Raw genomic sequence first — 23705 nt, 5'->3', positions numbered from 1 at the left:
TGTAAAGCATAGAGAGTACGATTCGATTTAGGAGGAAAACAGACATGAAAACAATCATTGTTGGTGGAGTAGCAGGTGGAGCGACCGCTGCAGCACGATTACGCCGGTTGGATGAAACGGCGGAAATCATTTTGTTAGAACGTGGAAAAGAGATTTCGTTCGCGAACTGTGGATTACCGTACTATATCGGGGATGTCATCAAAGACCGGAACAAGCTACTCGTCCAAACACCTGAGGGGATGCATGCCCGGTTTAACTTGGATGTTCGGAATCTGTCGGAAGCGATTCAAATCAATCGTGAACAAAAAACGGTCACAATCCGTAAAGTCGATACAGGTGAAGAATATGAGGAGTCATATGACAACTTAATTCTTTCACCAGGAGCAAAACCGATGCGTCCATCAATTCCTGGTATCGAAGAAGCGACGAACATCTTTACGTTACGTAACATTCCGGATACGGACCGGATGCGTCAATATGTCGATGAGAACCGTCCCGCACGTGCCGTCGTCATCGGTGGCGGGTTCATTGGACTCGAGATGGCAGAAAACTTGGTCGAACGCGGTGCGAAGGTGACATTGGTTGAAATGATGGATCAAGTCATGGCACCGGTCGATCCGGAAATGGCAGCCATCGTTCATGAACATTTACGTGCGAAAGGCGTCGAGTTGATGTTATCGGATGGTGTCGCCCGCTTTGAAGAGGCAGGGAAACGTATTGTCTTGACGAGCGGCAAGACGATCGAAACGGAAATGAACATCCTGTCGATTGGTGTCATGCCGGAAAGTAACCTTGCGGCGGAAGCAAAACTTGAGTTGGGAATCAAGAATACAATCAAAGTCGATGACACGTTACGGACATCTGATCCATCGATCTTTGCGATTGGTGACGCCATCGAAGTGAAAGATTACGTGACAGGAGAGGCGATGCATGTTCCACTCGCGTGGCCGGCGAATCGTCAAGGGCGTCTCGTTGCAGACATCATCGCCGGACGCGACGTCAAATATACAGGTGCGCTCGGTACAGCCGTCGCAAAAGTATTCGATATGACGGTCGCTTCGACCGGAAATAACGAAAAACGGTTGAAACAGTCTGGTCGCCGCTATGAAGCGGTTCATCTCCATCCGGGTTCGCACGCCGGTTATTATCCGGGTGCCAGTCCAATCTCAATGAAACTCTTGTTTGATCCGATTGACGGAACGATTTACGGCGCGCAAGCGATTGGGATGACGGGTGTCGAAAAACGGATTGATGTCTTAGCGACGGCAATCAAAGGTGGATTAACGGTCCTCGACTTGCCAGACCTTGAATTATCATACGCACCACCGTATAGCTCGGCGAAAGATCCCGTCAACATGGCAGGATACATCGCTTCGAATATCGTGTTAGGGGACAGCGAAAACGTCCATTGGCATGAAATTGATCAAATCGTCGCAGCCGGCGGATTGTTACTCGATGTCCGTGAACCGTCTGAAAATGAACTCGGTTCGATTCCGGGCTCGGTCAATATCTCATTACCGACGCTTCGCACGTCCCTCGACGAGCTACCGAAGGATCAGCCGATCTACGTGACATGCCAAGTCGGATTACGGGGATATGTCGCAAGTCAGCTCCTCAAACAAAACGGCTTCGACGTGAAGAATTTGAGTGGCGGATATAAAACATGGGCGACGGTCAATCGCGATCAAGAAGCGCGAAACCAAGCACGGGAGGAAACAGCAGTGACGACGATTAAAAGTGAGCCGAAACAAGCCGTGAAAGCAGAGCAAATCACGCTGCTCGATACATGTGGATTACAGTGCCCGGGACCAATCGTTGAATTAAAAACAAAGATTGATCAACTGCAGGACGGAGACCAAGTCTTCATTAAAGCATCGGATCCTGGTTTCTTACCGGACGTCCAGGCATGGGCAACAAAGCTCGGACATACCGTCCATACGGCAGAAATGAATCAGGGAATTGTCGAAGTTTTACTTGAAAAAGGGCAAGGACAAACGGAGCAACACGTGACAACGGCACCTGTCGCAAAAGCAGATGACGCGACGATGGTCGTCTTCAGTGGTGATCTTGATAAAGCACTTGCGTCATTCGTCATCGCACAAGGTGCACAAGCGATGGGCAAACAAGTCACGATGTTCTTCACGTTCTGGGGACTGAATGTCATTCGTAAGCCGGATGCACCAGCCGTCGACAAAGCACCGATGGAACGCATGATGGGGATGATGATGCCGAAACATGCCGGTGATCTTCCATTATCCAACATGAACATGGCAGGCGCCGGTCAAAAAATGATGAAAAAAGTCATGAAGGACAAACAAGTCGATGCGCTAGAGACGATGATGGCAAAAGCGCAAGCAGCAGGCGTCCGGATGATTGCGTGTACGATGTCGATGGACATCATGGGGATTAAAAAAGAAGAATTGTTAGATGATATCGATTATGGTGGGGTCGCAAGTTATCTTGGTGCGACAGACGATGCCAACTTAAATCTATTCATCTAAAGAATCGAAAAGAGCCCTTCCGCGAAAAGTGGAGGGGCTCTAAGTGTTTGTCTAAAGATGGAGGGGGTGACTAATTCAGATGAACATCCATCCTTGTGACGGACGTTTCCGCCATCCTCACTTTCCTTGGGCGGAAGGTAAGCCGCGGCAGCCCGCATTTCATGCGGTCATGCCGGGTCTTACCTCTTCCTGACGGAAACGCGAATCACGTTTCCTTTTCCCATAGGAGTTGAGGATAAACGTTTCCGTCCTCCGTTAATCGAAATGGCCGATGATTCCACTTCCACGGAATCATCGGCCATTTCGATGTAAATGCTTCTTTTTCACGATGGCTTAGTGTGTATTTGGGACACGCATGAAAAAGTCCTGATTCCGTTTAATTGGTAGCCGTCCCTCCTTTTGAGTGAGGCCGTTCTTTTTTTGTTCGTAAACAAAAAACCTCACATCTAATGTGAGGAAATGGATAGAAATGCCTCGTAATCAGAAGTTGACTGATACAACTGTATTTGATTTTTCAAAAAAACTTTCGTATTATAGAACACATGTGAAGAAATGTTACATAAGAGAGAAGTGGGGGAGCCTGTATGGAGAAACAACTGATGGATATCGTAACGAATATTAGTGATGTATTATGGTCGAGCGTCCTGATCATCTTACTTGTTGGCTTAGGCATTTATTTTACGATTCGCATGGGATTCGTCCAATTCCGGATGTTACCTGAAATGTTACGGTTACTGTTCCAGGGAACAGATAAAGGAAAGGATGGCGTCTCACCATTCCAAGCGTTCGCGATCAGTACGGCTGCACGTGTCGGGACCGGGAACATTGCCGGTGTTGCGACAGCCATCGCACTAGGTGGACCCGGTGCCGTCTTTTGGATGTGGCTGATTGCCTTGATCGGTTCAGCGTCAGCATTCGTCGAAAGTACACTTGCTCAAATTTATAAAGTCCGTGATGAGAAGGCATGGCGTGGGGGCCCTGCCTACTACATGGAAAAAGCGCTTGGCCAACGGTGGCTCGGAATCGTCTTCAGTATCTTGATTACAATCTCGTTCGGGTTTGTCTTTAACTCGGTTCAATCGAATACGATTTCATTGTCACTTCAAAGTCAGTATGGCATCGATAAGATGTGGATCACGATTGCACTCGTTTTATTAACATCACTCGTGATTTTCGGTGGAGTACGTAGTATTGCAACGGTCTCTGCATTCCTTGTTCCGATCATGGCGGGCGGATACATTTTAATCGCCCTCTTCATTATGATTACGAATCTTGAATTGTTGCCGAACGTCTTCGGCTTGATTTTCCAAGAGGGACTTTTAGAGTTCAAGACGCTTGCTGGCGGAGCAATTGGTGCTGCAGTTCTTAACGGAATTCGTCGTGGTCTGTTCTCGAATGAAGCCGGTATGGGTTCTGCTCCGAATGCTGCTGCGACGGCTGAAGTGTCACACCCCGTCAAGCAAGGTTTGATTCAATCATTCGGTGTATTTGTTGATACGTTACTCATTTGTTCGTCAACAGCGATGATCATCCTCGTTAGTGATGTCGCGACGAAAGACGCGAACGGAAAAGCAGTTGCCGGGATCGAACTCGCGCAAAACGCACTCTCGACTCAGGTCGGAGTGTTTGCGACGACGTTCATGGCACTTGCGATCTTCTTGTTCGCATTTAGTTCAATCATCGGAAACTATTATTACGGTGAATCGAACATCAGCTTCATTAATGACAATAAAACACTGATGATGGCTTACCGTGTCATCGTACTCGGGATGATTGTCTTCGGTTCAGTCGTACAGACGGCAGGTCTTGTCTGGGCGCTTGCTGATATTTTCATGGGCTTGATGGCAGTCGTCAACTTGTATGCGATTTTCCGCTTATCTAAAATCGCGAAACTCGCACTTGATGATTACCTCGAACAACGAAAAGCCGGAAAAGATCCGCGCTTTTATGCGAATTCGATTCCGAACTTACCAGGTAAAGAATCTCTTGAGGCGTGGGAAACGGACGAATCAAAAGAAAAAGCGATTTAATCAAAAAGAACCGGCATTTTGCTGGTTCTTTTTGCATGTAGACAACGTGCTATCAGAAGGTGAGAGCGTTTTTTTTCGTTGCTTTTTAGTACGCAGATTCTAAAAAAATTACTAAAGCATCGAAAAAATGGGAATAGCTATTAAAGAAACGAAGAAAGGAGAGGGAGGATGGAAAACGTACATTACGTTCGTGTCGCGGATGCCGTTTGGGATTCGTTTGGTGACGACCCGCATATCATCATGGACTGGATTCTTTTTATCCATGAGACGCAGCCGGATTATGAACAGCTATTTGCTCTGGAAGACACGGCAGCCCTCTATCACTTGATGAATCAAATCGATATCTATATCGATCAAGAGACCCATTACAACTTAGGTCGAGCGATTGTCGGTGAAGAGTTGATTGTCAACGAAACACAAGCAGCAATTGTCGGGATTCTCCCTCTTCCGTTAATCATCATCTCAGCAGAAGTCATGCGAAATTTTGATCGTCGGTCACTTGAGACGATTTATGATGAAGCGGGGCAACATGGAGAATTCGACGACGTGTGGGAACAGTTTGCTGATTTACGCGCATACTTCAGCAAGGCTGAAACGACAGAAGAGACGATTCTTATTTATTACGCTTAAAAAAGACTGCTACGGGATAGGTCCCGTCAGCAGTCTTTCGTGTATCGGTCAGTGGATTAAAAGTCAATTTCGTCAGGGTCCGGTCCGAGGCGGACTTCTGTCGCGAGACGATCGATTTGTTCGAGGTCGTCTGCATCGAGTTGGAAATCAAACACATCGAAGTTTTCAGCAATCCGTTCTGGTGTGACTGATTTCGGAAGCGCAACGATTCCGTTATCGAGGTGCCAACGTAGAACGACTTGTGATGGGCTCTTACCATGTTTTTCAGCAATCTCTTTGAAATCATTGATTTCAAGGAACTTACCTTGCATGAGTGGGCTCCATGCTTCGACTTGAATGCTGTGATCTTGCAAGTACTCATGCAATTCATGCTGTGGAAGTTGTGGATGAAGCTCGACTTGGTTGATCATCGGCGTCATGAGTCCTTCTTCAGCAAGTGTATCGAGATGATGTTCTTTAAAGTTCGATACACCAATCGCCTTGATTTTACCTGCTTCGTAAAGTTCGACCATGGCTTTCCATGCTTCGACATAACCTTCGACCGGCCAGTGAATGAGATAAAGATCGAGATAATCGGTTTCTAGTCGCTCAAGTGACTCAGCGAAAGCCTCTTTCGTCCGTCCGGCACGAATGTCATCGTTCCAAACTTTAGACGTCAAGAAGAGTTCTTCACGTTTCACGCCGCTTTCTTTGATTCCTTTTGCGACACCACGTTCGTTTTTGTAGACGGCAGCCGTATCGATATGACGGTAACCGACGCGAAGTGCTTCTGCGACGGCAGCCGGTGCTTCCGTCTCTTCATCGACTTGCCAGACACCGAACCCGATCTGTGGAATCGTGATACCATTTGAAAGTTTTGCGTATTGCATGTATATACTCCTCCTTCAATGAAACTAGAATATGGATTTGCCTGTTCAGTTTAGCATGAACTTAGCGGAACATCTGTTTTGATGCTCATAAGCAGGGAATATAGAATGGGAAAGAGAAGAAAGTCTACTGATGCATAAACGAAGAGAGGTGTAATATCATGGTGAAATCGATTAAAAAAGTACCAAAAGGAGTCTGGACAAGCATCGCAGCACTATTAGGTGCTCAAGCCACGTTCCTCTTTCTTGGTGCCCGCAAGACAGGACGCAACCCATGGGTATGGGGGGGAGCAGGACTTGTTCAATTTCCGCTTCCGGCGATTGCCTATTTCATTTTGAATCGTCAAGAAAAACAGAAATAAAGTGAACCCCCCGTCGCAGACGAAGCGACGGGGGGTGTTTGTTTTACGACATGTTGTTTTTCTGTGCGGCATCACTCTTCCGGCGTGGGAAGCCGAAGAAGATTGCCAGTGATCCACAAACGAACAGTAAAAATGGATAGAACAAATAAGGAATCAGTTCGGGTGACGCCGTTTTCGTCAATTCAGCGGCAATCAAAAGTTGCGCTCCGTACGGGATGATTCCTTGAACACCACAGGAAAAGAGGTCGAGGATACTGGCTGACTTCTTCCGGTCGATGTCATACGTATCCGCGATTTCAGCAGCGAGCGGACCGGCGACAAGAATCGAAATCGTATTATTTGCTGTTGCGAGATTCGTTGCACTGACGAGGGCAGCCATACTGAACTCAGCTCCCCGGCGTTTCGAAATCTTTCGTGTCAGCGTTTCTTTGAGATAAGCAATTCCACCGTTATAGGTGATCAGGCTGACGAGTCCACCCATCAGCAACGTTAAGATTGAGATTTCTGCCATCCCCATCAATCCGTCAGACATCGCGAGGACAAATCCACTTACTCCGAAACTACCGTCGATCATTCCGATGATGCCTGTCAATAACGTCCCGCCGAGTAAGACGAGAATGACGTTGACACCAAAGAGTGCGAACACGATGACGGAAAGATACGGAATCAGCTTATAAAATTCAAATGCTTTCGCTTCGACGACATCTCCGGAACCTGACACGAAAGCGAGTAAGATGACAGTGATGACGGCAGCAGGCAAGACGATTAAAAAGTTCGTTCTGAATTTATCACGCATGTTCGTTTTTTGTGTCCGGACAGCGGCGATTGTCGTATCTGAGATAAACGATAAGTTATCACCGAACATTGCTCCACCGACGACGGCAGCAGCGGCGAGTGCGACATTGACACCCGTCGCGTCATGAATCCCGAGTGCGATCGGTGCAAGGGCAGCGATTGTGCCGGTCGAAGTTCCCATCGCCATCGAGATGAAAGCGGCAATGATGAACAATCCACTCATTAAAAGAGACTGGGGTAGGAAACTGAGTGCAGCGTTGACGGTCGCATCAATGGCTCCGATTGCATTCGCTGTTCCAGAAAATGTGCCGGCGAGTAAAAAGATGAAGACCATGATCATGATGTCCGGATTTCCGGCACCGCGGGCAATCCGCTCGACGGTCTGGTTGATGTCTCCCTTAGATGTCGCAGCAGCAAAAATCAAGGCGATTAAAGCTGCAATCAAGATGGGGAATTTGTAAAAGTCGTTATAGAAGATTCCTGCACCGATGAATAATACAAGGAAAACGAACAAGGGGAACAACGCCCATTTGTTCGGCGTAACCGTTTCGTTCATGTGAATCACTCCATTTCTTCAGCATACAAAAAAAGACCCCTTCGCAAGAAAGAAGGAGGTCTTTACTGAAAAAGACGCTCTTCTTATCTCTCAAGCCATAGCTTGCTGGATTTGGCACAGTACGAATCAATCGTCCGCTGCCGAAACATCATTGGGCCAGTCCCTCCGTTTCTCGCGATAAAAAGAAGTCATTTAGTTGTTTAGTCGTTGTTTAAAACACGTTTATTACCCTAACGTATCTTTTAATGCTTGTCAACTGTACCTTACTGCAGTGCTTGTTTGAGCGTCGTCACGTTTTCGTTCATCAAATCAAAGTACGATTGATCTTGTTGATCTTTTGCGACGGACTCGAGGTTATGAATCGTAATCGATTCGGCACCGATTTCTTTTTGGATGACACGGGCGACCTTTGGCGACACCGTCTCTTCGAAGGCGATATAGTTTAAGTCATGCATCTCTGCTTCCTTGACGATGGCAGCCAGCTGTTTTTGGGACGGTTCGTCAGACGGCGAGATACCGGCAATCGGCAGTTGCGTGAAACCGTAACGTTCCGCCAAGTACCCGTATGCGGCATGCGTGACGAGAAGCTCCTTTTTCGAACCGGAGTCAACAGCTTTTTGTAAATTTTGGTCGAGTTCATCTGCTTGTTTGTTAAAGAGTGCGAGGTTTTTATCAAACGTTTCCTTCCGGTCAGGTGCTTCCTTTGCTAACGCGGTCGTAATCGAGTCAGCCATTTTCTTGGCGTTGTTCGGGTCGAGCCAAACATGCGGATCGTATTGTCCATGATCGTGCGACTCTTCTTCAGCCTCGTGATCATCATGGTCATCGTGTGCGTCTTCTTCGTGCGTATGAAGCGAAGCGGAAGCTTCGAGTAAGTCGATATTTTTACTTGTCTCGACAAAACGAATGGAATTACCGGCTAAACTTTCCTTAATCTTTTCAGAGTACGGCTCAAGGGTTGTGCCGGTAAGTAAAAATAGATCGCCTTTCGCAATCGTCGTCAGTTGCTTCGGAGTCGGCTCATACGAATGCGGGTCGGCGCCAGGGGGAACGATTAATTCGACCTGGACGTCCTTTCCGCCGATTTCTTTGGCGATGGCTGCCGTGGCGAACGTCGACGTATAAATTTGCAATTTACCGTCTTCGTCTGAATTTGAAGTCGATGAGCCGCATGCGGCGAGCAGACTGGCAGTTACTGTCGCGATGGTTAACGCTGGAATGATTTTTTTCATATATGAACCCTCCAAGATAATTAAAACGTAATTGTTCCGATTTGGACTTTCTAACTATATCCGACGGAAATTAAAGCGTCAAGTCGGAATGTTGTGAAGTTCTAGTTCAAAATAAATCGGGTAAGAGAAGAGTAGAAGTGAAATCGGAATGAGCCTTGGAGGTGATGAGGTGAAACGTGAAACAGCATGGTTGATGGGTGGCGCCGCTATTTTGACGACGGCTGCTGCTGGTGCGAGTATTTGGAATAATTATGGAGCCTTACTCAGATGGACGGAGCCGGTCTTGCCGCTTACCGAAAAGCAATTAGCACCACGAAATCTTTTATACAAGACGGTCAATCAGCAGGACTTGACGTTAGATATCTATTATCCACCGGGAGAAGGGCCGTTTCCGGTCGCGATTTATGCTCATGGCGGCGCATTCGTTCGTGGAAACCGTGATGATGTGTTTAGTTTTGCTCCAATCATCGACCGGTTTTTAGAACTCGGGATTGCCGTTTGCAGCATCGACTATCGTTTATTTGAGGATGGCAGCTACTTTCCGGACAACCTGGAAGATGTTCGAGATGCCTTATGTTTTTTAAATCAACAAGCGGATGAATTACGCATCGCGCGCGGTCGCATGCTTTTATGGGGTGATTCAGCAGGTGGAGCCCTAATGTTGACGACGGCGCTTGCCCCGACTGAATTTATCGGCGAACAGGCGGAGGCGCATCTTCCTTTAATCAGTGGAGTCATCGCCTTGTATCCGCCGACGAATTTTCTGTTGTTTAAATTCATTCAAACCTGGATTGCCCATATCAAGTTTTATGGGGGTGGACGTGAAGAATGGCGACAGTTGATGATGCGTGTCTCCCCGGCGACACATTTAAGTTCCGACTCGCCGCCGATCATGTTGCTGCACGGAAAAAAGGATCCGATTGTCCCGTTTGCTCAAGCACTCCACTTTGTTGAGAAGGGGGCGGATGTCGGGGCGGATGTTCGATTATTCTCTTTCCCGAATGGCACACATTCGCTGGCGAGCTTTGCCCAAACTGAAAATCCACTCAAAATTGAACGTTTGCTCGAACGAATCGAAGCCTTCAGTTGTCAAGTGCTTGTCTTACCGAAACGAGAGGCGCTTCATTAGGAAACATGATACAATCAGTCATATTTCTTTAGAAGGAGACTGCAATATGACGGAAATTTGTTTAGTACGACACGGTCAAACGGACTGGAACTTAAACGAGCGGATTCAAGGACGTGAAGATATACCGCTTAACGAGACCGGTAGAAAACAGGCGGCTCTCAGTGCTGCCTACCTGGCAGAAGAACAGTGGGACGTCTTGATTTCAAGTCCGCTATCGCGAGCTGTCGAAACTGCTGAAATCATTGGTCAATCGATCGGTCTAAGCTTGACGGAAACGGATGAACGGCTTGTCGAGCGCGAATTTGGAACGGCTTCCGGTGAACCGGTCGCCGGAATTTACGAAGCAGTGCAGGCAAATGATGCAGAGCGCGTCCCGGGGCTTGAAACGGAAGCGGAAATTCAACAGCGTGTCTTCAGTGCGGTTGAAGAACTGACAGAAAAATATCGAGGAAAACGCCTCTTAGTCGTCTGCCATTCGCATACGATTAAAGCGGCACTCTCCTCGATTGATGAGACATTCAGTTACCGGACGCCGTTAAAAAATGCATGTGCGAATTACATTCGTTTTTCCGACCGTTATGAGATTGAGCGGATTAATGTAGCGGACCATATCACAATTTGAACATCATCCTTCGACGGTTGCCGGATGTTCTTGTAAGTACTGTTTAAACGTTTCTTTCGCGATGCTCGTGATATGAGCACCACGTTTAGAGCGTCGGTCTTTATATTCTTGAATCAGCTCTTCGCCAGTAAAGTTGTCTTCGACGACTTCACGCAAAATCGATTCGGATAAATCATTTTTCATCATGACCATCTTACCGGTAAAGAGATAAGAGACGCCTTCGCTCAATTGCGTACTTTCATAAGGGGTGACAATCATGGCGGCGGGGTCATTGTCCGGCCGTGAAATCGTGATTTCAATCAAAGCGCGCAGCTTTTTCTCGAACAGTTCTTTCAAAATCGGTTGATCGGTGTCGGTGACGACGATTTCAGCGACCCACTGGGCGGTTTGGTCGGTACTCACCGTCAGCCCATCTTTAATCTGAACGGGGATTGTCGTATCTCGCCCTGATTCATCCATGAGAATACGTAATGTACACAATTTAAAGGTTTTCAAAAAGAACTCCTCCTTTTGTTGTTCGTACGTGATTTTCTTCAGTATAACGTGAGTCTGTCGCCTGCGCGAAACTTTTCGTAACGTCTTCGAGTCGAACTATGTTTAAATGGAACTAGAAATCAGAAACAGGAGGACCGTTTATTATGCCGCAAGCACTTATAGGAATATTAGGAATCGTGGGGATTATCTTACTTGCCCATCACATCATCATGTATTGGCATGCTGAGCCAAAAGATCGCCCGACGCTTGCGTACCGCATAGCGCTCCTGATCGCCTGTTTGCTTCTTATCAGTGGAAGTGATCATTTAATTAGTATCTTTTACGCCGATTCTCTTGCTGAGTTCGGTCAACGGATTACCTATATCGTCTTCATCGGAGGTGCGCTTGGTTTTGCGTGGTACTTTCGTCAACAAATGGAACAAGCGACAGCCAAAATGACTGCTCACCCAAACGAAACAGCCCACTTCAGTTGAAGGGGCTGTTTTTAGCGTATAGAAAATGAGAGGGAGATGAAAAGGTAGCCTTTTAAGACGTCCGTCAAGAAGCTTGATTCTTGAGGCTGCTTGATTTTGTTATTTTACACCACTTGCGAGGCGTGTTTTCCGAATCATGTCGAGTTTCAGTTTCCAGAGACGGTCGCTGAACGTGACGGCATAGATTTCAGGTAGACGTAGACGTTTGTACTCTTCCCACAGGCGTCCGATTTGCTGTTCGTGGAACTGACGACTTTCTTCAATCGTCGGAACGGTATACACGAGTTCACCGTCCTTGAAGATCGGTGCAAGTAACCGTTCAACCTTAAAGTTTTCAATCCGGTTCCGGAACGACGGGTCACGGACGTCAATCAAATCGACGAAGTCGAGTTGACTCGGATCTTCATCGAGTAACGTGATGTAGTCGCCTTTGAACTTGTTCGTTTCCGGGTCGACGATGCGGTACGCCTCCTTGATATGCGGTGTCGTCGTCTTCGCTTTTGAAGACGAAACTTTGATGACGGGTGCAAGTTCGCCGTCAATTTCGCGGGCGACGAGTTTATAGACCATGCCGAGCGCCGGTTGTTCGTACGCCGTGATGCCGCGTGTTCCGACGAGGAAGGTGTTTGCCTGTGCCCCTTGGATGCGAAGGTCTTGAATGACATATTCGTCTAAATCACCAGACAGGACAATTTCGACGTCGAGTAAGCCGGCTTCATCAAGCATCTTCCGGGCGCGTTTTGATAGGTAGGATAAGTCGCCGGAATCGATTCGAATCCCGCGTAACTTATGTCCGTCTGCTGCGAGTTCTTTTGCGACCGTGATCGCGTTCGGGAGTCCGCTTTTAAGCGTATCGTACGTATCGACGAGCAGTGTCGCCTGATCCGGATAATGCGATGCGAACGTCCGGAAAGCCGTCAACTCATCATCATGAAACTGGATATCTGCATGCTCCATCGTTCCACCACATGGGATACCAAAGTCGCGGCCGGCCGACGCGAGGCTTGTCACGTCGAACCCGGCTAAATAAGAGGCACGTGTTCCGAAGTAAGCAGCATCGATTCCTTGGGCGCGGCGTGAACCGGCTTCGAGGAATTTCGCGCCTGGTGCCGACTGCCGAATCCGTGCGTATTTCGTCGCGATCAACGATTCGTGATTGGCGATGTTCAAGATGGCCGTTTGCAGTAACTTCGCCTCAAAAATCCGTGCTTCAATCCGGACTAATGGTTCGTTCGGGAAGACGATTTCGCCTTCTTTGACACTCGAGAGGGAGCCATTGAATTTAAAGTTACGTAACTCATCCTTGAATTCATCCGGGAACCCGATCATCGTTTGAAGATACGTAATGTCTTCTTCTGTGAAGTGGAGTGTCTGGATATATTCGATGATATTTTCAAGACCGGCGAAGACGACATAACCACCTTCGAATGGATTGCTGCGGTAATAGACGTCAAAAACAGCACGTTCATTATGGCGCCCTTCCTTCCAGTAGATATACATCCATCTCGGAAGATAGAGGTCAGTATGAAGTGCAAGATTACGTTGTAACATGAAGACAGATCCCTTCTTATTCGCCGACGACTTCTGCGCCGATCGATTGTTTAAAGTGTGTGAGTGCCCAGTCGTGGCCGGCCGCATTGAAGCTGGCGACGGCGTCAGCATGGACGACGATTTTATAGCCGAGATTGTACGCGTCGACAGCAGTGTGCAAGATGCAGATATCTGTACAAACGCCGACGAGGTGAACTTCTGTGATATGCCGTTCACGAAGACGTAAATCTAGGTCCGTCCCAGCAAAGGCGCTATAGCGCGTCTTGTCGATGACATGATCCGCAACACGCGCCATCTCTGCGACCTGTCCGAATAAGTCCCGTCCGTGTGTTCCCCGAATATTATGAGGCGGGAAGAGGACGGTTTCCGGATGGAATGTGTCGCCTTCTTCATGAAGGTCGTTTGCAATGACGACATAATCGTTCGTCGAAAATTCATCCATGAGCGATGCGATGCGTCCTTCGATGAGTTGACCCGGTTTACCGCAAGTCAGCTTACCTTCATCGGCGACGAAATCAAACGTATAATCAATAACGATAAGAGCGCGCATGAGCGATAGCCCCTTTCCTGAATGGGATATAGTGTTCTCTTTCACATTGTACTCTATCTCACTTCGAAGGCAAAAGGAAGAAATCGAACGAGTAGAGGTATAAGAAGTAAGGAAAGTAGGGTATAAGGTATAGGACGAAAACGATAGTAGAGGAGGAGAATGGAATGGAACGGTTGAATGAGTATGAGGTAGAAGAACGTTTAGAAGGTCTGAATGACTGGAGCGTCGTCGATGACGAAATCGTACGCATCTACACATTGGATTCTTTTCCGGCGGCACTTGATTTTGTTCAAGAGGTCGGTTCTTTAGCAGAACACTTGAATCATCACCCGCGGATCATGATTGATTATAAACAGGTGACGCTCGCCGTGACGACACATGATGCCGGCGGGTTGACTGGGAAAGACTTCGAACTCGCGGAGGCCTGTGATGCCATCTAAACTATTCATTACATTCGGTAGCGGTAACTTTGTCGACCAAATTCGCTCGCGTGATGCTCAAATTCGGGCAGCGGGTGGAAGCGGAGAAGCATTACTCTGGATTGAAACGGACGGAAAGTCACCGTTTCAAAGCGGGAACAGCTATACACTCCTCGAAACGCGTGGTAATTTTGATGAGAAGGGGACGATTTTTTACTGGTCGATTCCGGCAGATCAAAATAGCGGCGATCTTTTCATCCATCAGGTCATGTCGGACCCGAAAGTACTCGGGGCAGAATATGGCAGTTTTCAAGCCTTACGGATTGCCCGCGTCGAACGGGCGACGGATCTCGTGTTATTGATTCAATTCAAGGACGAAGGAGATGCGTCACGTTACGCAAAATCAGTTGAACGCTTGACGGTTGATCAGTATGCTGAAGAGGCAGGGAAGTCGTTTGCGCCTTCTCCAATTATGAAACGTTATCAACTTGTACCACCATTACATTAAAATGACACAGGGGGAAGAACCAGATGAAAAAGAATTATTTTGTACTCGCAACAGTAGGTGGCGCACTAATCGGAGCAACACTCTCATTACTTCATAAAGATACACGCCAAGCACAAATCGAAGCGACGAAGCGTGCGTTTGGCGGAGCCGGCACACAACTTTCGGCAGTCAAACAAGATCCAAAAGGACGTTTTGAAGAAATTCGTGCCCTCTACACAGATAATCAAGAAACCATCCATAATCTGATTGACGATGTGAAGGATCTTGCGGAATCTTTCCGGAAGTAAGAATAAGAAAAAAGCGCCGAGTCTGTTTTCCGTAGTACGGAATCAGACAAGGCGCTTTTTTTTGTAGATTAGATGAATCGCGCGAGTAGACCGAAAACGGCAAAGGCAACGATGACATAAAACACGATGCGTCCCGTTTGACCGGATCCTGTCGAGTGAACGACATGACCACCGAACGTCGCCCGTTGACCCGTATTAAACGGACGTGTGAACGGAACAGCGCTTTTTCCGAAGATGAATCCAGCTAGGAATCCGAGGAGGAAACCATACAAGTGACCGAAGACGGAAACGTTCGAGCCGATCAGTGTAAAGACGGCCGTGATGGCACTAAAGATGTAGACGAGTCGTGCATCTTCGACAGAAATGATCGTCCGACGAAAACGACCGAGATAAACGTAAAAGCCAAGCAAACCTAAGATGGCTCCAGATGCTCCCGCCTGTCCATAAAATAAGTTATCGCTCAACGTGACATACGTCAACACGTTAGCGAGCGTTCCTACAAGCAAGTAAAAGATGGCAAATTTCACATGCCCGATCATCCGCTCGAGCGCAGGAGCGAAAATAATCAACGCAAACGTATTAAAGGCAATGTGCCAAAAATCGTAGTGTAAAAATGTCGCCGTGACGACACGCCACCATTCGCCCTTCGCGATGAATAAATTAATCGCTGAACCATAACTGAGGGGAGAGAAACCAAAGCCGAGTAACTGATTCAACTGCTCGATGACAAACAGAGCGACTTGGATTAAAATGAACAACGAAACGACCGGATAAGAACGTGTGAACGTTTGTAGATTTTCCGTTCGACTAAACATGACAACACCTCGCTTCACTTTCATTCTATATGAAGTGGACGAAGAATAGAACTGTGGAGGCGTAGGGAATGATTTATGGTATCGGTCTTGACTTGATTGAATTAGAACGCGTTCGTCTGACACTCGAACGTCAACCCCGGATGCTGACACGTATTTTGACGGATCGTGAACAAGCGCGGTATGAAACATTGGCGAACGGACGCCGACTTGAATATCTCGCGGGACGGTTCGCTGCAAAAGAAGCGTTTGTCAAAGCACTCGGCACGGGGATTGGGCGAGAAGTGTCTTGGCGCGATCTTGAAGTACTAAATGAAACATCAGGTCGCCCTATCATGACGGGGCCGTTTGACGGTATGATTCATGTATCGATTACGCATTCGGATCATTATGCGGCAGCACAAGTCTTATTAGAAAAGAGGGATGGCGATGTACCGACCGACGTGGATTGAAATTGATCGTGCTGCGATTGCACACAATGTACGCGAGATAAAGGCAAGAATCGGCGACCAATCGATGATGGCCGTCGTCAAAGCGGATGGCTACGGGCACGGTGCGATCACTGTGGCAGAAATTGCATTGGAAAACGGGGCTGACTTACTTGGCGTCGCTCTTCTTGAAGAAGCAATCGAGCTGCGCGAAGCAGGTATCCAAGCACCGATTCTCATGCTCGAGACGTTATTGCCGGAGCATGTCTCCGTCGCTTCGAATTATGATGTGGCGGTTCCTGTATTTTCAGCCGAGTGGTTACGGCAAGCAAAACAACATCTGACGGAAATCGATTCGCTTCGGATTCATATTAAGGTCGATAGTGGGATGGGGCGGCTCGGTCTGCAAACGATGCAAGAACTGGATGAACTTTTAATGGAGCTCGATTCTGATTTGCTTGAGCTCGAAGGAATTTATACACATTTCGCGACAGCGGACGAACTGTCGAGCCGTCTGTTCGAACAGCAACGGACGACGTTTCTCGGCTTCGTCGAACGCGTACCGCATGTGCGATATATCCATGCGGCGAATTCTGCTGCTGCGATTCGACTCGCAGGTCAGGATGACCCGTTTAATATCGTCCGCATCGGGATTGCCCTTTACGGCGCGATGCCGTCTGACGAGATGATTCCATATTATGATTTCCTTCAGCCGGCATTTTCGTTGAAGAGTCAGCTGATGCAAGTCAAGTGCGTCGAACCCGGACAGACGATCAGTTATGGGGCGACGTACACGGCACCGACGGACGAATGGATCGGGACCGTCCCGATCGGCTACGCCGATGGGTGGTCGCGACGTTTTCAAGGGTACTCACTCATCGTAGATGGTCAACCGTGTGAAATCGTCGGTCGTGTCTGTATGGACCGGTTAATGATTCGTTTACCGCAGGAATACCCTGTCGGCACAGAAGTGACGTTAATTGGAACGGGCGCGCCGATTGATGAAGCAGCCCACTGGTTAGGGACGATTAACTATGAAGTCCTTTGTCAATTTTCAAAACGTGTGCCGCGAAAATAAATTTAAAAAACCATCAATATGATGGCAAAAAAATGTTATTTCTTTGAATTTTGATTGTATTTTCTGAATTCGACTGATATATTGAAGTAGAAAGTGAGTCGTTCGTTAAGGTTTCAGTGAATCTGGAGGTGCCATTATCTTGGTCCAACAACGGGAAAAGCAGTTTGTTGAGCGAAATGTAGCGAAGGAGACGATTGGGATGAAGTCGAACCATACGACCGAAGAACGCAAGCGTCAGCTACGTGAGGAATTGAAGCGTGGTTACGAAGAAATGGCAGCAATCAATTTATCAATCGTTGGTGAAATGTTCCAGATTGAAACGGAGGCGGAGTTCTCGCTCCTACGTCAAGTAAGCGGGGTGTAAGCTTTGATAGTCAAACGTGGCGACGTGTTTTATGCAAATTTGTCACCTGTGGTCGGATCGGAACAAGGAGGAGTACGTCCTGTCCTTGTCCTACAAAATGATATTGGTAACCGATTCAGCCCTACTGTTATCGTGGCTGCGATCACGGCACAGATCGACAAAGCCAAACTACCGACCCATGTGGAAGTATATCGAGAGCGACACGGATTAGAACGTGATTCGGTCATCCTACTTGAGCAGGTCCGTACGATCGATAAGCGCCGTCTGACGGATAAGGTGACACACCTGGATCCTGAGACGATGATGAAAGTGAATAGTGCCGTTGCAATCAGCTTAGGCTTGATTGATTTTTAGGCACCTACATAGAAGCACGAGAAGAGTCGATACATTTGTATGCGACTTTTTTTGACTAAATTTTTAAAAATAGGTTTAGAAGTGTTTTAATGCGGGAAATATACTTAAGTGACTTTTTTTAAGGAGCCACTTTATTTACAATCAACTGATGAAACAGAGAGAAATCATATAGCATATTTCCTTGAGGAGGAACTTGAAGATGGATTTAACAATTAGAACAGAGCAACTAGATGGTCAGACGCATCTCTATATCGTAGGAGAGATTGATACGTATACGGCACCAAAACTTCGTCAAGAACTCGTTCCCGCTGTAGAAGCAAATGATGTCGTCGTTCACTTGGATGAAATTCATTACATGGATTCGACAGGTCTCGGTGTATTCGTCGGAGCGCTTAAAGCATCGAAGAAAAATGGTACATCGTTTACGCTTGTTGGTGTTTCAGAACGTATTCGTCGTCTTTTTGAAATTACAGGTCTTTCAAGCATCATTACAATCGACAGTGGTGTACGAGGTGGTACGCAATGAAAAACGAACAACTTGAAATGACACTACCTGCAAAACCTGAATACGTGGCAATCGCGCGTTTGACGGTTTCAGGTGTCGCAAACCGCATGGGCTATACGTATGATGATATCGAAGACATCAAAATTGCTGTTTCTGAAGCATGTGCGAATGCTGTTCAACATGCTTATGAAGACCAGCAAGACGGATCAATGGGCTTAACATGTAACGTTTACCCGGACGATCGTCTCGAAATCATCGTCAAAGACAACGGTGTGACATTTGATAAAGATAGCGTCAAACGCCAAAGTGAACCAATTACGGATTCGCACGATCTAGACTCACTGCATGAGGGGGGACTAGGGATCTTGATGATTGAGGCATTGATGGATCAAGTCACGATCGAAAAAGCAAACGGCGTCACTGTCCATATGACAAAATATATGAATAGAGATGAGGTGGGTCAAAGTGCCAGCAAAGTCTCAACAACGCCATCACAGTGATGACGAAGTCCTTCGACTGATTGATCTGTATCAACAAGATGACCAAGATGAAGAAGTCCATGCCGCGCTACTCGCCCGTTACTCGGATCTCGTCGAGGCGCTCGCCCGTAAATTCTCACGTGGCCGTCCGATTCATGATGATCTCGTTCAAGTCGGGATGATTGGATTGCTTGCCGCGCTTCGTCGTTTCGATAAAGAGTTTGGACGAAGTTTCGAATCGTTCGCTGTCCCGACAATCATCGGCGAAATCAAGCGATTCATTCGCGATAAAACATGGAGCGTCCATGTTCCGCGTCGAATTAAAGAGCTAGGTCCTAAGATTAAGAAAGCTGTCGAAGAATTGACGACTGAACTACAACGTTCACCGCGAATCGACGAAATCGCTGCGCGTCTTGAAGTGTCAGAGGAGGAAGTGCTCGAAACACTCGAAATGGGTAAAAGCTATCAAGCGTTATCCGTTGATAGCTCGATTGAAGCGGATCAAGAGGGCAGCACGGTCACTTTACTTGATTTAGTCGGTAACCAGGAAAATGGTTATGACTCGGTCGACCAGAAGCTGATTCTTGAAAAAGCATTTGCTGTACTGACAGACCGTGAGCGTTCGATTCTTGAATGTGCGTATTACCGCAACATGAGCCAAAAAGAAACGGGAGAACTTCTCGGTATTTCGCAAATGCACGTTTCGCGTTTACAACGCCGGGCGTTGCAGAAATTACGAGAAGCGATCAAAGTAGAACCGAATGAAGTATTCTCGAAAGACTGATGCCATGGCGTCAGTCTTTTTTTCTGTCGATTCTTCGGTATAATGAGGGGGAGGTGAGGAAAAATGGAGAAGAGAATCGCAACAGAATTGAATTTACGACCCCAGCAAGTGAAAGCCGTCTTACAGTTGACGGAAGATGGAGGAACAATTCCATTCATCGCACGTTATCGTAAAGAGCAAACTGGTGAGCTCGACGAAGTCGAAATCAAGGCGATCCTCGATCGACATAAAAGCATCACGCAACTCGAAACTAAACGTGACGATGTCCTTCGGAAAATCGAAGAGCAGGGTGTGATGACCGAGGCATTGAATCAAGCGTTGCGTGAAGCGACGACGTTACAACAGATTGAAGACCTATACTTACCGTTCCGTCCGAAACGACGGACGAAAGCGGAAATTGCACGAGAGGCAGGGCTCGCGCCACTCGCAGAGTGGCTCCGTTCGCCGAAACCCTATGAAGAAGCGGGCTTCAAAAAATTGTTCGCAGGGCTTGAAGAAGCAGAGGCAGTCGCTGGTGCAGAAGCAATCATCGCGGAAGAGTGGGGCGAACAAGCAACTGTCCGCGATTACATTCGTCAAGTGACACACCGTGCTGCAGAAATCGTGACGAAACAAAAAAAGGATGCCGTCGATGAGAAAAAGGTCTTTGCCCAGTACTATGAGTACAACGAGCGGGTCCGTCAAATCGTGCCGCACCGGATTTTAGCAATCAACCGGGCGGAAGCCTTAAAAATCGTGTCCGTGAAAGTCATGTTAGACGAGCAGCAAGTATTGCCATACTTACTTCGTCCTTTTAATCGGTTGCCCGAACAAAAGCGCCTGCTTGTTGAAGAAGCAGTCAAAACAGGATATAAAAAATCTGTTTTCCCGGCAATTGAGCGTGAAATCCGAAATGAATTGACGGAGAAGGCGGAGAACCAAGCGATTGAAGTCTTTGGTAAAAACTTGCGCCAACTCTATATGCAACCACCGATGAAAGGGAAAGTCATGTTAGGACTCGACCCGGCTTACCGGACAGGGTGTAAGTGGGCAGTCATTGATCCGACGGGTGAATTAAAAGAAGTCGGCGTCATTTACGTCACGATGTCTGAACAAAAAGCGAAGGAAGCCCGTACTAAATTATCAGAACTGGTGAAGAAATATGGTGTCGAGCTGATAGCGATTGGCAACGGGACGGCATCCCGTGAAACCGAATCCTTTGTAGCGGACTGGATTAAAGGGCATACGGAAGTCGCTTTTACGATCGTCGACGAAGCGGGCGCAAGTATTTACTCGGCTTCAGAAATCGCGCGTACGGAGTTCCCGGACCTCCAAGTCGAGCAACGTTCAGCGATCTCGATTGCCCGTCGTCTTCAAGATCCGTTAGCTGAACTTGTTAAAGTCGATCCTCAATCAGTCGGGGTCGGTCAGTATCAGCATGACGTGACACAAGTGAAACTGAAGGAAACACTCGACTTTGTCGTTGAGACCGTCGTTAACCAAGTCGGTGTCGATGTGAATACGGCGTCTGAGTCCTTGCTCGGGTATGTAGCGGGAATCACGAAGGCGACAGCGAAAAAAATCGTCGAACGACGTTCTGAACTCGGGGCATTTGCTTCACGGAAAGAACTGTTAAAAGTGCCGCGTCTCGGAGCGAAAGCATACGAGCAGGCAGCCGGTTTCCTTCGTATTCCTGAAGGGACGCATCCGCTGGACCGGACACCGATTCACCCGGAACAGTATAAAACTGTCGAACAACTGTTTAAGCAGCTTCAGTTAGCGCTGACGACCGTCGGGACGGAAGAACTCCGCACGAAGTTAGCGGAACTTCCAGTGAAGGATACGGCAGAACAACTCGAGATTGGTGAACCGACGCTCCGAGATATCATTGAAGCCTTGCAGCGTCCGGAGCGCGATCCGCGGGAGGCGCTGGATAAACCGATTTTACGACAAGATGTTTTATCGTTAGACATGATCCAGGTTGGGATGGAGTTCCAAGGGACCGTCCGGAACGTGCTCGACTTTGGAGCATTCGTCGACATCGGTGTAAAGGAAAGTGGACTCGTCCACATCTCGAAGTTAAGTAAACGACGCGTCAAACACCCGCTCGACGTAATCGCCGTCGGAGAAATCGTGACGGTCTGGGTGACGAGTGTCGAACCGGAACGTGGCAGAATCGGTTTAACGATGGTCAGTCCATCATGACGAACGAACAATTACAGCAATACGTCGAGCAGCTTTCGCTCGACGTGTTTGCTTTACCGTTTAGACACAAGGCCGTTTTTAATGAAAGACTACGCACGACAGGTGGCCGTTATTTTTTGACGGATCATCATCTTGACTTTAATCGACGCTATGTAACGGACGCCAAAACCTTTCGTGGCATCGTAGTTCATGAACTTTGTCACTATCATCTTCACCTCGCAGGACGGGGACATCGTCATCAAGATCAAGACTTTAAAGACTGGTTGATGAAGTATGGTGGCTTACGGTACAGTCCGCGATTAGACGGAGACGAAAAAAAATCGCATCAATACGAATGTCATAAATGCGGTACATTATATAGAAGGAAAAGAAAGATGAATCCGGAGAAGTACCGCTGTGGGAAGTGTCGTGGAAAGATTTTTTACAAAAGTAGTTGACGTTCATTTCGGAGCGTGATAAATTATAGAAGTCGTCAAAACGACAGCAACTAAACAACTTATCGTCACTAAAAACTTTTTTAAAAAAGCATTGACGGCAAGAAAGAAAGTTGCTACTATATAAAAGTGCTCCGAAACGAACACAACATTCCGCAATAGCTCAGTGGTAGAGCAACCGGCTGTTAACCGGTAGGTCGTAGGTTCAAATCCTACTTGCGGAGCCATTATCTTTTGGAGATGTACCCAAGTGGCTATAAGGGGCGCCCCTGCTAAGGGTGTAGGCCGGGAAACTGGTGCGAGGGTTCGAATCCCTCCATCTCCGCCAGACCTCTTATGTGAAAATGTTACTTAAGAATAATTATTGCATATTTTATGGCCCGTTGGTCAAGCGGTTAAGACACCGCCCTTTCACGGCGGTATCACGGGTTCGATTCCCGTACGGGTCACCATAATGGAGGATTAGCTCAGCTGGGAGAGCATCTGCCTTACAAGCAGAGGGTCGGCGGTTCGATCCCGTCATCCTCCACCATTTTCAATTTCATACTTAACGTAACAAAAATGTGGTCCTGTGGTGTAGCGGTTAACATGCCTGCCTGTCACGCAGGAGATCGCGGGTTCGAATCCCGTCAGGACCGCCATTTTTGGGCTGTGGCCAAGTGGTAAGGCACTGGATTTTGATTCCAGCATGCGAAGGTTCGATCCCTTCCAGCCCAGTTTTCTCGTGTCATTAGCTCAGTTGGTAGAGCATCTGACTTTTAATCAGAGGGTCGCAGGTTCGAATCCTGCATGACACACCATTTTAAATTTTAATATTGCGGTCGTGGCGGAATGGTAGACGCGCTAGGTTGAGGGCCTAGTGGTGGCAACACTGTGGAGGTTCAAGTCCTCTCGACCGCACCATATCGCACCCTTAGCTCAGCTGGATAGAGTACTTGACTACGAATCAAGGGGTCGGGAGTTCGAATCTCTCAGGGTGCACCATATTTTGTTTGCTTTTGACGGGCCTATAGCTCAGCTGGTTAGAGCGCACGCCTGATAAGCGTGAGGTCGGTGGTTCGAGTCCACTTAGGCCCACCATTTTTCAAAACAAACAATGACGAACTTTGAAAACTGAACGATGAGGCAAAAACGTATCTTCGGATACAAACAATGAATGAAGCGCAAGCTTCGTCAACGTGACTTTTGGTCACAAAAACGAGCAAGTCAAACACTTTATGGAGAGTTTGATCCTGGCTCAGGACGAACGCTGGCGGCGTGCCTAATACATGCAAGTC

At 47.6% G+C, this 23705-nt stretch carries 26 protein-coding genes, 10 tRNA genes, 1 rRNA gene and 1 riboswitch; of the genes, 30 read left to right on the top strand and 7 right to left on the bottom strand.

What is annotated here, in order from left to right; genetic code table 11:
- Window positions 1-44 precede the first annotated feature (44 nt).
- The 3 genes from KNQ02_RS09900 (at window position 45) to KNQ02_RS09890 (ending at window position 5161) form a co-directional block, all read left to right on the top strand.
- On the top strand, window positions 45-2501 hold the full coding sequence (locus KNQ02_RS09900; protein WP_214766426.1) for a CoA-disulfide reductase: 2457 nt from the start codon (window positions 45-47) through the stop codon (window positions 2499-2501).
- A gap of 584 nt (window positions 2502-3085) precedes the next feature.
- Window positions 3086-4531 carry an alanine/glycine:cation symporter family protein gene (locus KNQ02_RS09895; RefSeq protein ID WP_214808349.1) on the top strand — a complete coding sequence of 482 codons (1446 nt, stop codon included), beginning with the start codon at window positions 3086-3088 and terminating at the stop codon, window positions 4529-4531.
- A gap of 168 nt (window positions 4532-4699) precedes the next feature.
- Window positions 4700-5161: a hypothetical protein gene (locus KNQ02_RS09890; protein WP_088838083.1), complete on the top strand. Its 462-nt coding sequence runs from the start codon at window positions 4700-4702 to the stop codon at window positions 5159-5161.
- Window positions 5162-5217: 56 nt separating this feature from the next.
- On the opposite strand, the gene KNQ02_RS09885 is transcribed toward KNQ02_RS09890, so the two are convergent.
- On the bottom strand, window positions 5218-6030 hold the full coding sequence (locus KNQ02_RS09885) for an aldo/keto reductase (RefSeq protein ID WP_088838082.1): 813 nt from the start codon (window positions 6028-6030) through the stop codon (window positions 5218-5220).
- A 158-nt stretch (window positions 6031-6188) separates the two neighbouring features.
- Here KNQ02_RS09885 and KNQ02_RS09880 point away from each other — a divergent pair, with 158 nt between their 5' ends.
- Window positions 6189-6389: a hypothetical protein gene (locus KNQ02_RS09880; protein ID WP_088838080.1), complete on the top strand. Its 201-nt coding sequence runs from the start codon at window positions 6189-6191 to the stop codon at window positions 6387-6389.
- A 43-nt stretch (window positions 6390-6432) separates the two neighbouring features.
- On the opposite strand, the gene KNQ02_RS09875 is transcribed toward KNQ02_RS09880, so the two are convergent.
- Together KNQ02_RS09875 and KNQ02_RS09870 are read right to left on the bottom strand one after the other, a co-directional pair.
- Entirely contained in the window at window positions 6433-7740 is a 1308-nt protein-coding gene (locus KNQ02_RS09875) for a Na+/H+ antiporter NhaC family protein (protein ID WP_088838078.1), read from the bottom strand.
- Between the two features lie 80 nt (window positions 7741-7820).
- Window positions 7821-7924: riboswitch (SAM riboswitch) on the bottom strand.
- A 79-nt stretch (window positions 7925-8003) separates the two neighbouring features.
- Window positions 8004-8972, bottom strand: coding sequence for a metal ABC transporter solute-binding protein, Zn/Mn family (locus KNQ02_RS09870; protein ID WP_088838076.1), 969 nt, complete (start codon window positions 8970-8972; stop codon window positions 8004-8006).
- A 169-nt stretch (window positions 8973-9141) separates the two neighbouring features.
- On the opposite strand from KNQ02_RS09870, the gene KNQ02_RS09865 reads away from it, so the two are divergent.
- Both KNQ02_RS09865 and KNQ02_RS09860 read left to right on the top strand, forming a co-directional pair.
- Window positions 9142-10101, top strand: a complete 960-nt coding sequence (locus KNQ02_RS09865; protein WP_088838074.1) for an alpha/beta hydrolase — start codon at window positions 9142-9144, stop codon at window positions 10099-10101.
- 46 nt (window positions 10102-10147) lie between these two features.
- Window positions 10148-10723, top strand: a complete 576-nt coding sequence (locus tag KNQ02_RS09860; RefSeq protein WP_088838073.1) for a histidine phosphatase family protein — start codon at window positions 10148-10150, stop codon at window positions 10721-10723.
- Window positions 10724-10726: 3 nt separating this feature from the next.
- Here the strand turns inward: KNQ02_RS09860 and KNQ02_RS09855 are convergent, their stop codons facing one another.
- On the bottom strand, window positions 10727-11218 hold the full coding sequence (locus KNQ02_RS09855) for a YwpF family protein (RefSeq protein ID WP_088838072.1): 492 nt from the start codon (window positions 11216-11218) through the stop codon (window positions 10727-10729).
- Between the two features lie 143 nt (window positions 11219-11361).
- Between KNQ02_RS09855 and KNQ02_RS09850 the strand changes: the two genes are divergently transcribed.
- The gene (locus KNQ02_RS09850; protein ID WP_088838070.1) at window positions 11362-11691 is read left to right on the top strand and encodes a hypothetical protein; all 330 of its coding nucleotides are present in this window, start codon (window positions 11362-11364) and stop codon (window positions 11689-11691) included.
- A gap of 99 nt (window positions 11692-11790) precedes the next feature.
- On the opposite strand, the gene KNQ02_RS09845 is transcribed toward KNQ02_RS09850, so the two are convergent.
- Both KNQ02_RS09845 and KNQ02_RS09840 read right to left on the bottom strand, forming a co-directional pair.
- On the bottom strand, window positions 11791-13242 hold the full coding sequence (locus KNQ02_RS09845; RefSeq protein WP_088838068.1) for a nicotinate phosphoribosyltransferase: 1452 nt from the start codon (window positions 13240-13242) through the stop codon (window positions 11791-11793).
- A 16-nt stretch (window positions 13243-13258) separates the two neighbouring features.
- On the bottom strand, window positions 13259-13792 hold the full coding sequence (locus KNQ02_RS09840; protein WP_029331926.1) for a cysteine hydrolase family protein: 534 nt from the start codon (window positions 13790-13792) through the stop codon (window positions 13259-13261).
- 164 nt (window positions 13793-13956) lie between these two features.
- Between KNQ02_RS09840 and KNQ02_RS09835 the strand changes: the two genes are divergently transcribed.
- From KNQ02_RS09835 to KNQ02_RS09825, 3 genes are read left to right on the top strand one after another with little or no spacing between them, the layout of a single operon-like run.
- The gene (locus KNQ02_RS09835; protein ID WP_029331924.1) at window positions 13957-14232 is read left to right on the top strand and encodes a 4a-hydroxytetrahydrobiopterin dehydratase; all 276 of its coding nucleotides are present in this window, start codon (window positions 13957-13959) and stop codon (window positions 14230-14232) included.
- Complete coding sequence (locus KNQ02_RS09830) at window positions 14222-14719, top strand: hypothetical protein (protein WP_214766433.1); 498 nt, start codon at window positions 14222-14224, stop codon at window positions 14717-14719. The genes KNQ02_RS09835 and KNQ02_RS09830 overlap by 11 nt, the downstream gene beginning before the upstream one ends.
- 23 nt (window positions 14720-14742) lie before the next feature.
- Window positions 14743-15006 carry a hypothetical protein gene (locus KNQ02_RS09825; RefSeq protein WP_088838065.1) on the top strand — a complete coding sequence of 88 codons (264 nt, stop codon included), beginning with the start codon at window positions 14743-14745 and terminating at the stop codon, window positions 15004-15006.
- A gap of 68 nt (window positions 15007-15074) precedes the next feature.
- Here the strand turns inward: KNQ02_RS09825 and KNQ02_RS09820 are convergent, their stop codons facing one another.
- Window positions 15075-15821: a rhomboid family intramembrane serine protease gene (locus KNQ02_RS09820; protein ID WP_214771671.1), complete on the bottom strand. Its 747-nt coding sequence runs from the start codon at window positions 15819-15821 to the stop codon at window positions 15075-15077.
- A gap of 68 nt (window positions 15822-15889) precedes the next feature.
- Here KNQ02_RS09820 and acpS point away from each other — a divergent pair, with 68 nt between their 5' ends.
- From acpS to KNQ02_RS09720, 20 genes are all read left to right on the top strand, one after another.
- Entirely contained in the window at window positions 15890-16270 is a 381-nt protein-coding gene (gene acpS, locus KNQ02_RS09815) for a holo-ACP synthase (RefSeq protein ID WP_088838061.1), read from the top strand.
- The gene (alr, locus tag KNQ02_RS09810) at window positions 16248-17324 is read left to right on the top strand and encodes an alanine racemase (protein WP_214766435.1); all 1077 of its coding nucleotides are present in this window, start codon (window positions 16248-16250) and stop codon (window positions 17322-17324) included. Before acpS ends, alr begins: the two co-directional genes overlap by 23 nt.
- A gap of 139 nt (window positions 17325-17463) precedes the next feature.
- A complete protein-coding gene (locus tag KNQ02_RS09805; RefSeq protein WP_012371670.1) occupies window positions 17464-17688 on the top strand; it encodes a hypothetical protein in 225 nt (74 codons plus the stop codon).
- Between the two features lie 3 nt (window positions 17689-17691).
- Window positions 17692-18042 carry a type II toxin-antitoxin system PemK/MazF family toxin gene (locus KNQ02_RS09800; protein ID WP_029331914.1) on the top strand — a complete coding sequence of 117 codons (351 nt, stop codon included), beginning with the start codon at window positions 17692-17694 and terminating at the stop codon, window positions 18040-18042.
- Window positions 18043-18241: 199 nt separating this feature from the next.
- On the top strand, window positions 18242-18568 hold the full coding sequence (locus KNQ02_RS09795; protein WP_088838058.1) for an STAS domain-containing protein: 327 nt from the start codon (window positions 18242-18244) through the stop codon (window positions 18566-18568).
- Window positions 18565-19047, top strand: a complete 483-nt coding sequence (gene rsbW, locus KNQ02_RS09790; RefSeq protein ID WP_029331912.1) for an anti-sigma B factor RsbW — start codon at window positions 18565-18567, stop codon at window positions 19045-19047. The genes KNQ02_RS09795 and rsbW overlap by 4 nt, the downstream gene beginning before the upstream one ends.
- A complete protein-coding gene (sigB, locus tag KNQ02_RS09785) occupies window positions 19013-19810 on the top strand; it encodes an RNA polymerase sigma factor SigB (RefSeq protein WP_012371666.1) in 798 nt (265 codons plus the stop codon). The genes rsbW and sigB overlap by 35 nt, the downstream gene beginning before the upstream one ends.
- A gap of 63 nt (window positions 19811-19873) precedes the next feature.
- Window positions 19874-21994, top strand: a complete 2121-nt coding sequence (locus tag KNQ02_RS09780) for a Tex family protein (protein WP_214771668.1) — start codon at window positions 19874-19876, stop codon at window positions 21992-21994.
- Window positions 21991-22431, top strand: coding sequence for a SprT family protein (locus KNQ02_RS09775; RefSeq protein WP_088838056.1), 441 nt, complete (start codon window positions 21991-21993; stop codon window positions 22429-22431). Before KNQ02_RS09780 ends, KNQ02_RS09775 begins: the two co-directional genes overlap by 4 nt.
- 149 nt (window positions 22432-22580) lie before the next feature.
- A tRNA-Asn gene (locus KNQ02_RS09770) sits at window positions 22581-22655 on the top strand.
- Window positions 22656-22664: 9 nt separating this feature from the next.
- Window positions 22665-22756, top strand: a tRNA-Ser gene (locus KNQ02_RS09765).
- 49 nt (window positions 22757-22805) lie between these two features.
- Window positions 22806-22880 (top strand) — tRNA-Glu (locus KNQ02_RS09760).
- A gap of 4 nt (window positions 22881-22884) precedes the next feature.
- A tRNA-Val gene (locus KNQ02_RS09755) sits at window positions 22885-22960 on the top strand.
- 33 nt (window positions 22961-22993) lie between these two features.
- Window positions 22994-23069: transfer RNA gene (locus tag KNQ02_RS09750), tRNA-Asp, on the top strand.
- A gap of 4 nt (window positions 23070-23073) precedes the next feature.
- Window positions 23074-23145, top strand: a tRNA-Gln gene (locus KNQ02_RS09745).
- 7 nt (window positions 23146-23152) lie between these two features.
- A tRNA-Lys gene (locus KNQ02_RS09740) sits at window positions 23153-23228 on the top strand.
- Between the two features lie 17 nt (window positions 23229-23245).
- A tRNA-Leu gene (locus KNQ02_RS09735) sits at window positions 23246-23331 on the top strand.
- Window positions 23332-23335: 4 nt separating this feature from the next.
- Window positions 23336-23412 (top strand) — tRNA-Arg (locus KNQ02_RS09730).
- A gap of 19 nt (window positions 23413-23431) precedes the next feature.
- Window positions 23432-23508, top strand: a tRNA-Ile gene (locus tag KNQ02_RS09725).
- Window positions 23509-23642: 134 nt separating this feature from the next.
- Window positions 23643-23705, top strand: a 16S ribosomal RNA gene (locus KNQ02_RS09720); the annotation flags it as partial.

The organism is Exiguobacterium sp. s102, assembly GCF_018618635.1.
In the GTDB taxonomy this organism is placed as follows: Bacteria; Bacillota; Bacilli; order Exiguobacteriales; family Exiguobacteriaceae; genus Exiguobacterium_A; species Exiguobacterium_A oxidotolerans.
Note: the sequence above shows the minus strand (reverse complement) of the source record. Positions and strands in the feature narration are given on the sequence as shown.

Coding starts and splice junctions, on each gene's coding strand:
- KNQ02_RS09870 (WP_088838076.1), bottom strand. CDS start 8,972: ATGAAAAAAATCATTCCAGCGTTAACCATCGCGACAGTAACTGCCAGT.
- KNQ02_RS09795 (WP_088838058.1), top strand. CDS start 18,242: ATGGATTTAACAATTAGAACAGAGCAACTAGATGGTCAGACGCATCTC.
- KNQ02_RS09775 (WP_088838056.1), top strand. CDS start 21,991: ATGACGAACGAACAATTACAGCAATACGTCGAGCAGCTTTCGCTCGAC.
- KNQ02_RS09820 (WP_214771671.1), bottom strand. CDS start 15,821: ATGTTTAGTCGAACGGAAAATCTACAAACGTTCACACGTTCTTATCCG.
- KNQ02_RS09840 (WP_029331926.1), bottom strand. CDS start 13,792: ATGCGCGCTCTTATCGTTATTGATTATACGTTTGATTTCGTCGCCGAT.
- KNQ02_RS09835 (WP_029331924.1), top strand. CDS start 13,957: ATGGAACGGTTGAATGAGTATGAGGTAGAAGAACGTTTAGAAGGTCTG.
- KNQ02_RS09880 (WP_088838080.1), top strand. CDS start 6,189: ATGGTGAAATCGATTAAAAAAGTACCAAAAGGAGTCTGGACAAGCATC.
- KNQ02_RS09860 (WP_088838073.1), top strand. CDS start 10,148: ATGACGGAAATTTGTTTAGTACGACACGGTCAAACGGACTGGAACTTA.
- KNQ02_RS09845 (WP_088838068.1), bottom strand. CDS start 13,242: ATGTTACAACGTAATCTTGCACTTCATACTGACCTCTATCTTCCGAGA.
- alr (WP_214766435.1), top strand. CDS start 16,248: ATGTACCGACCGACGTGGATTGAAATTGATCGTGCTGCGATTGCACAC.
- KNQ02_RS09780 (WP_214771668.1), top strand. CDS start 19,874: ATGGAGAAGAGAATCGCAACAGAATTGAATTTACGACCCCAGCAAGTG.
- KNQ02_RS09830 (WP_214766433.1), top strand. CDS start 14,222: ATGCCATCTAAACTATTCATTACATTCGGTAGCGGTAACTTTGTCGAC.
- KNQ02_RS09895 (WP_214808349.1), top strand. CDS start 3,086: ATGGAGAAACAACTGATGGATATCGTAACGAATATTAGTGATGTATTA.
- KNQ02_RS09900 (WP_214766426.1), top strand. CDS start 45: ATGAAAACAATCATTGTTGGTGGAGTAGCAGGTGGAGCGACCGCTGCA.
- rsbW (WP_029331912.1), top strand. CDS start 18,565: ATGAAAAACGAACAACTTGAAATGACACTACCTGCAAAACCTGAATAC.
- KNQ02_RS09825 (WP_088838065.1), top strand. CDS start 14,743: ATGAAAAAGAATTATTTTGTACTCGCAACAGTAGGTGGCGCACTAATC.
- KNQ02_RS09875 (WP_088838078.1), bottom strand. CDS start 7,740: ATGAACGAAACGGTTACGCCGAACAAATGGGCGTTGTTCCCCTTGTTC.
- KNQ02_RS09885 (WP_088838082.1), bottom strand. CDS start 6,030: ATGCAATACGCAAAACTTTCAAATGGTATCACGATTCCACAGATCGGG.
- KNQ02_RS09890 (WP_088838083.1), top strand. CDS start 4,700: ATGGAAAACGTACATTACGTTCGTGTCGCGGATGCCGTTTGGGATTCG.
- KNQ02_RS09850 (WP_088838070.1), top strand. CDS start 11,362: ATGCCGCAAGCACTTATAGGAATATTAGGAATCGTGGGGATTATCTTA.
- acpS (WP_088838061.1), top strand. CDS start 15,890: ATGATTTATGGTATCGGTCTTGACTTGATTGAATTAGAACGCGTTCGT.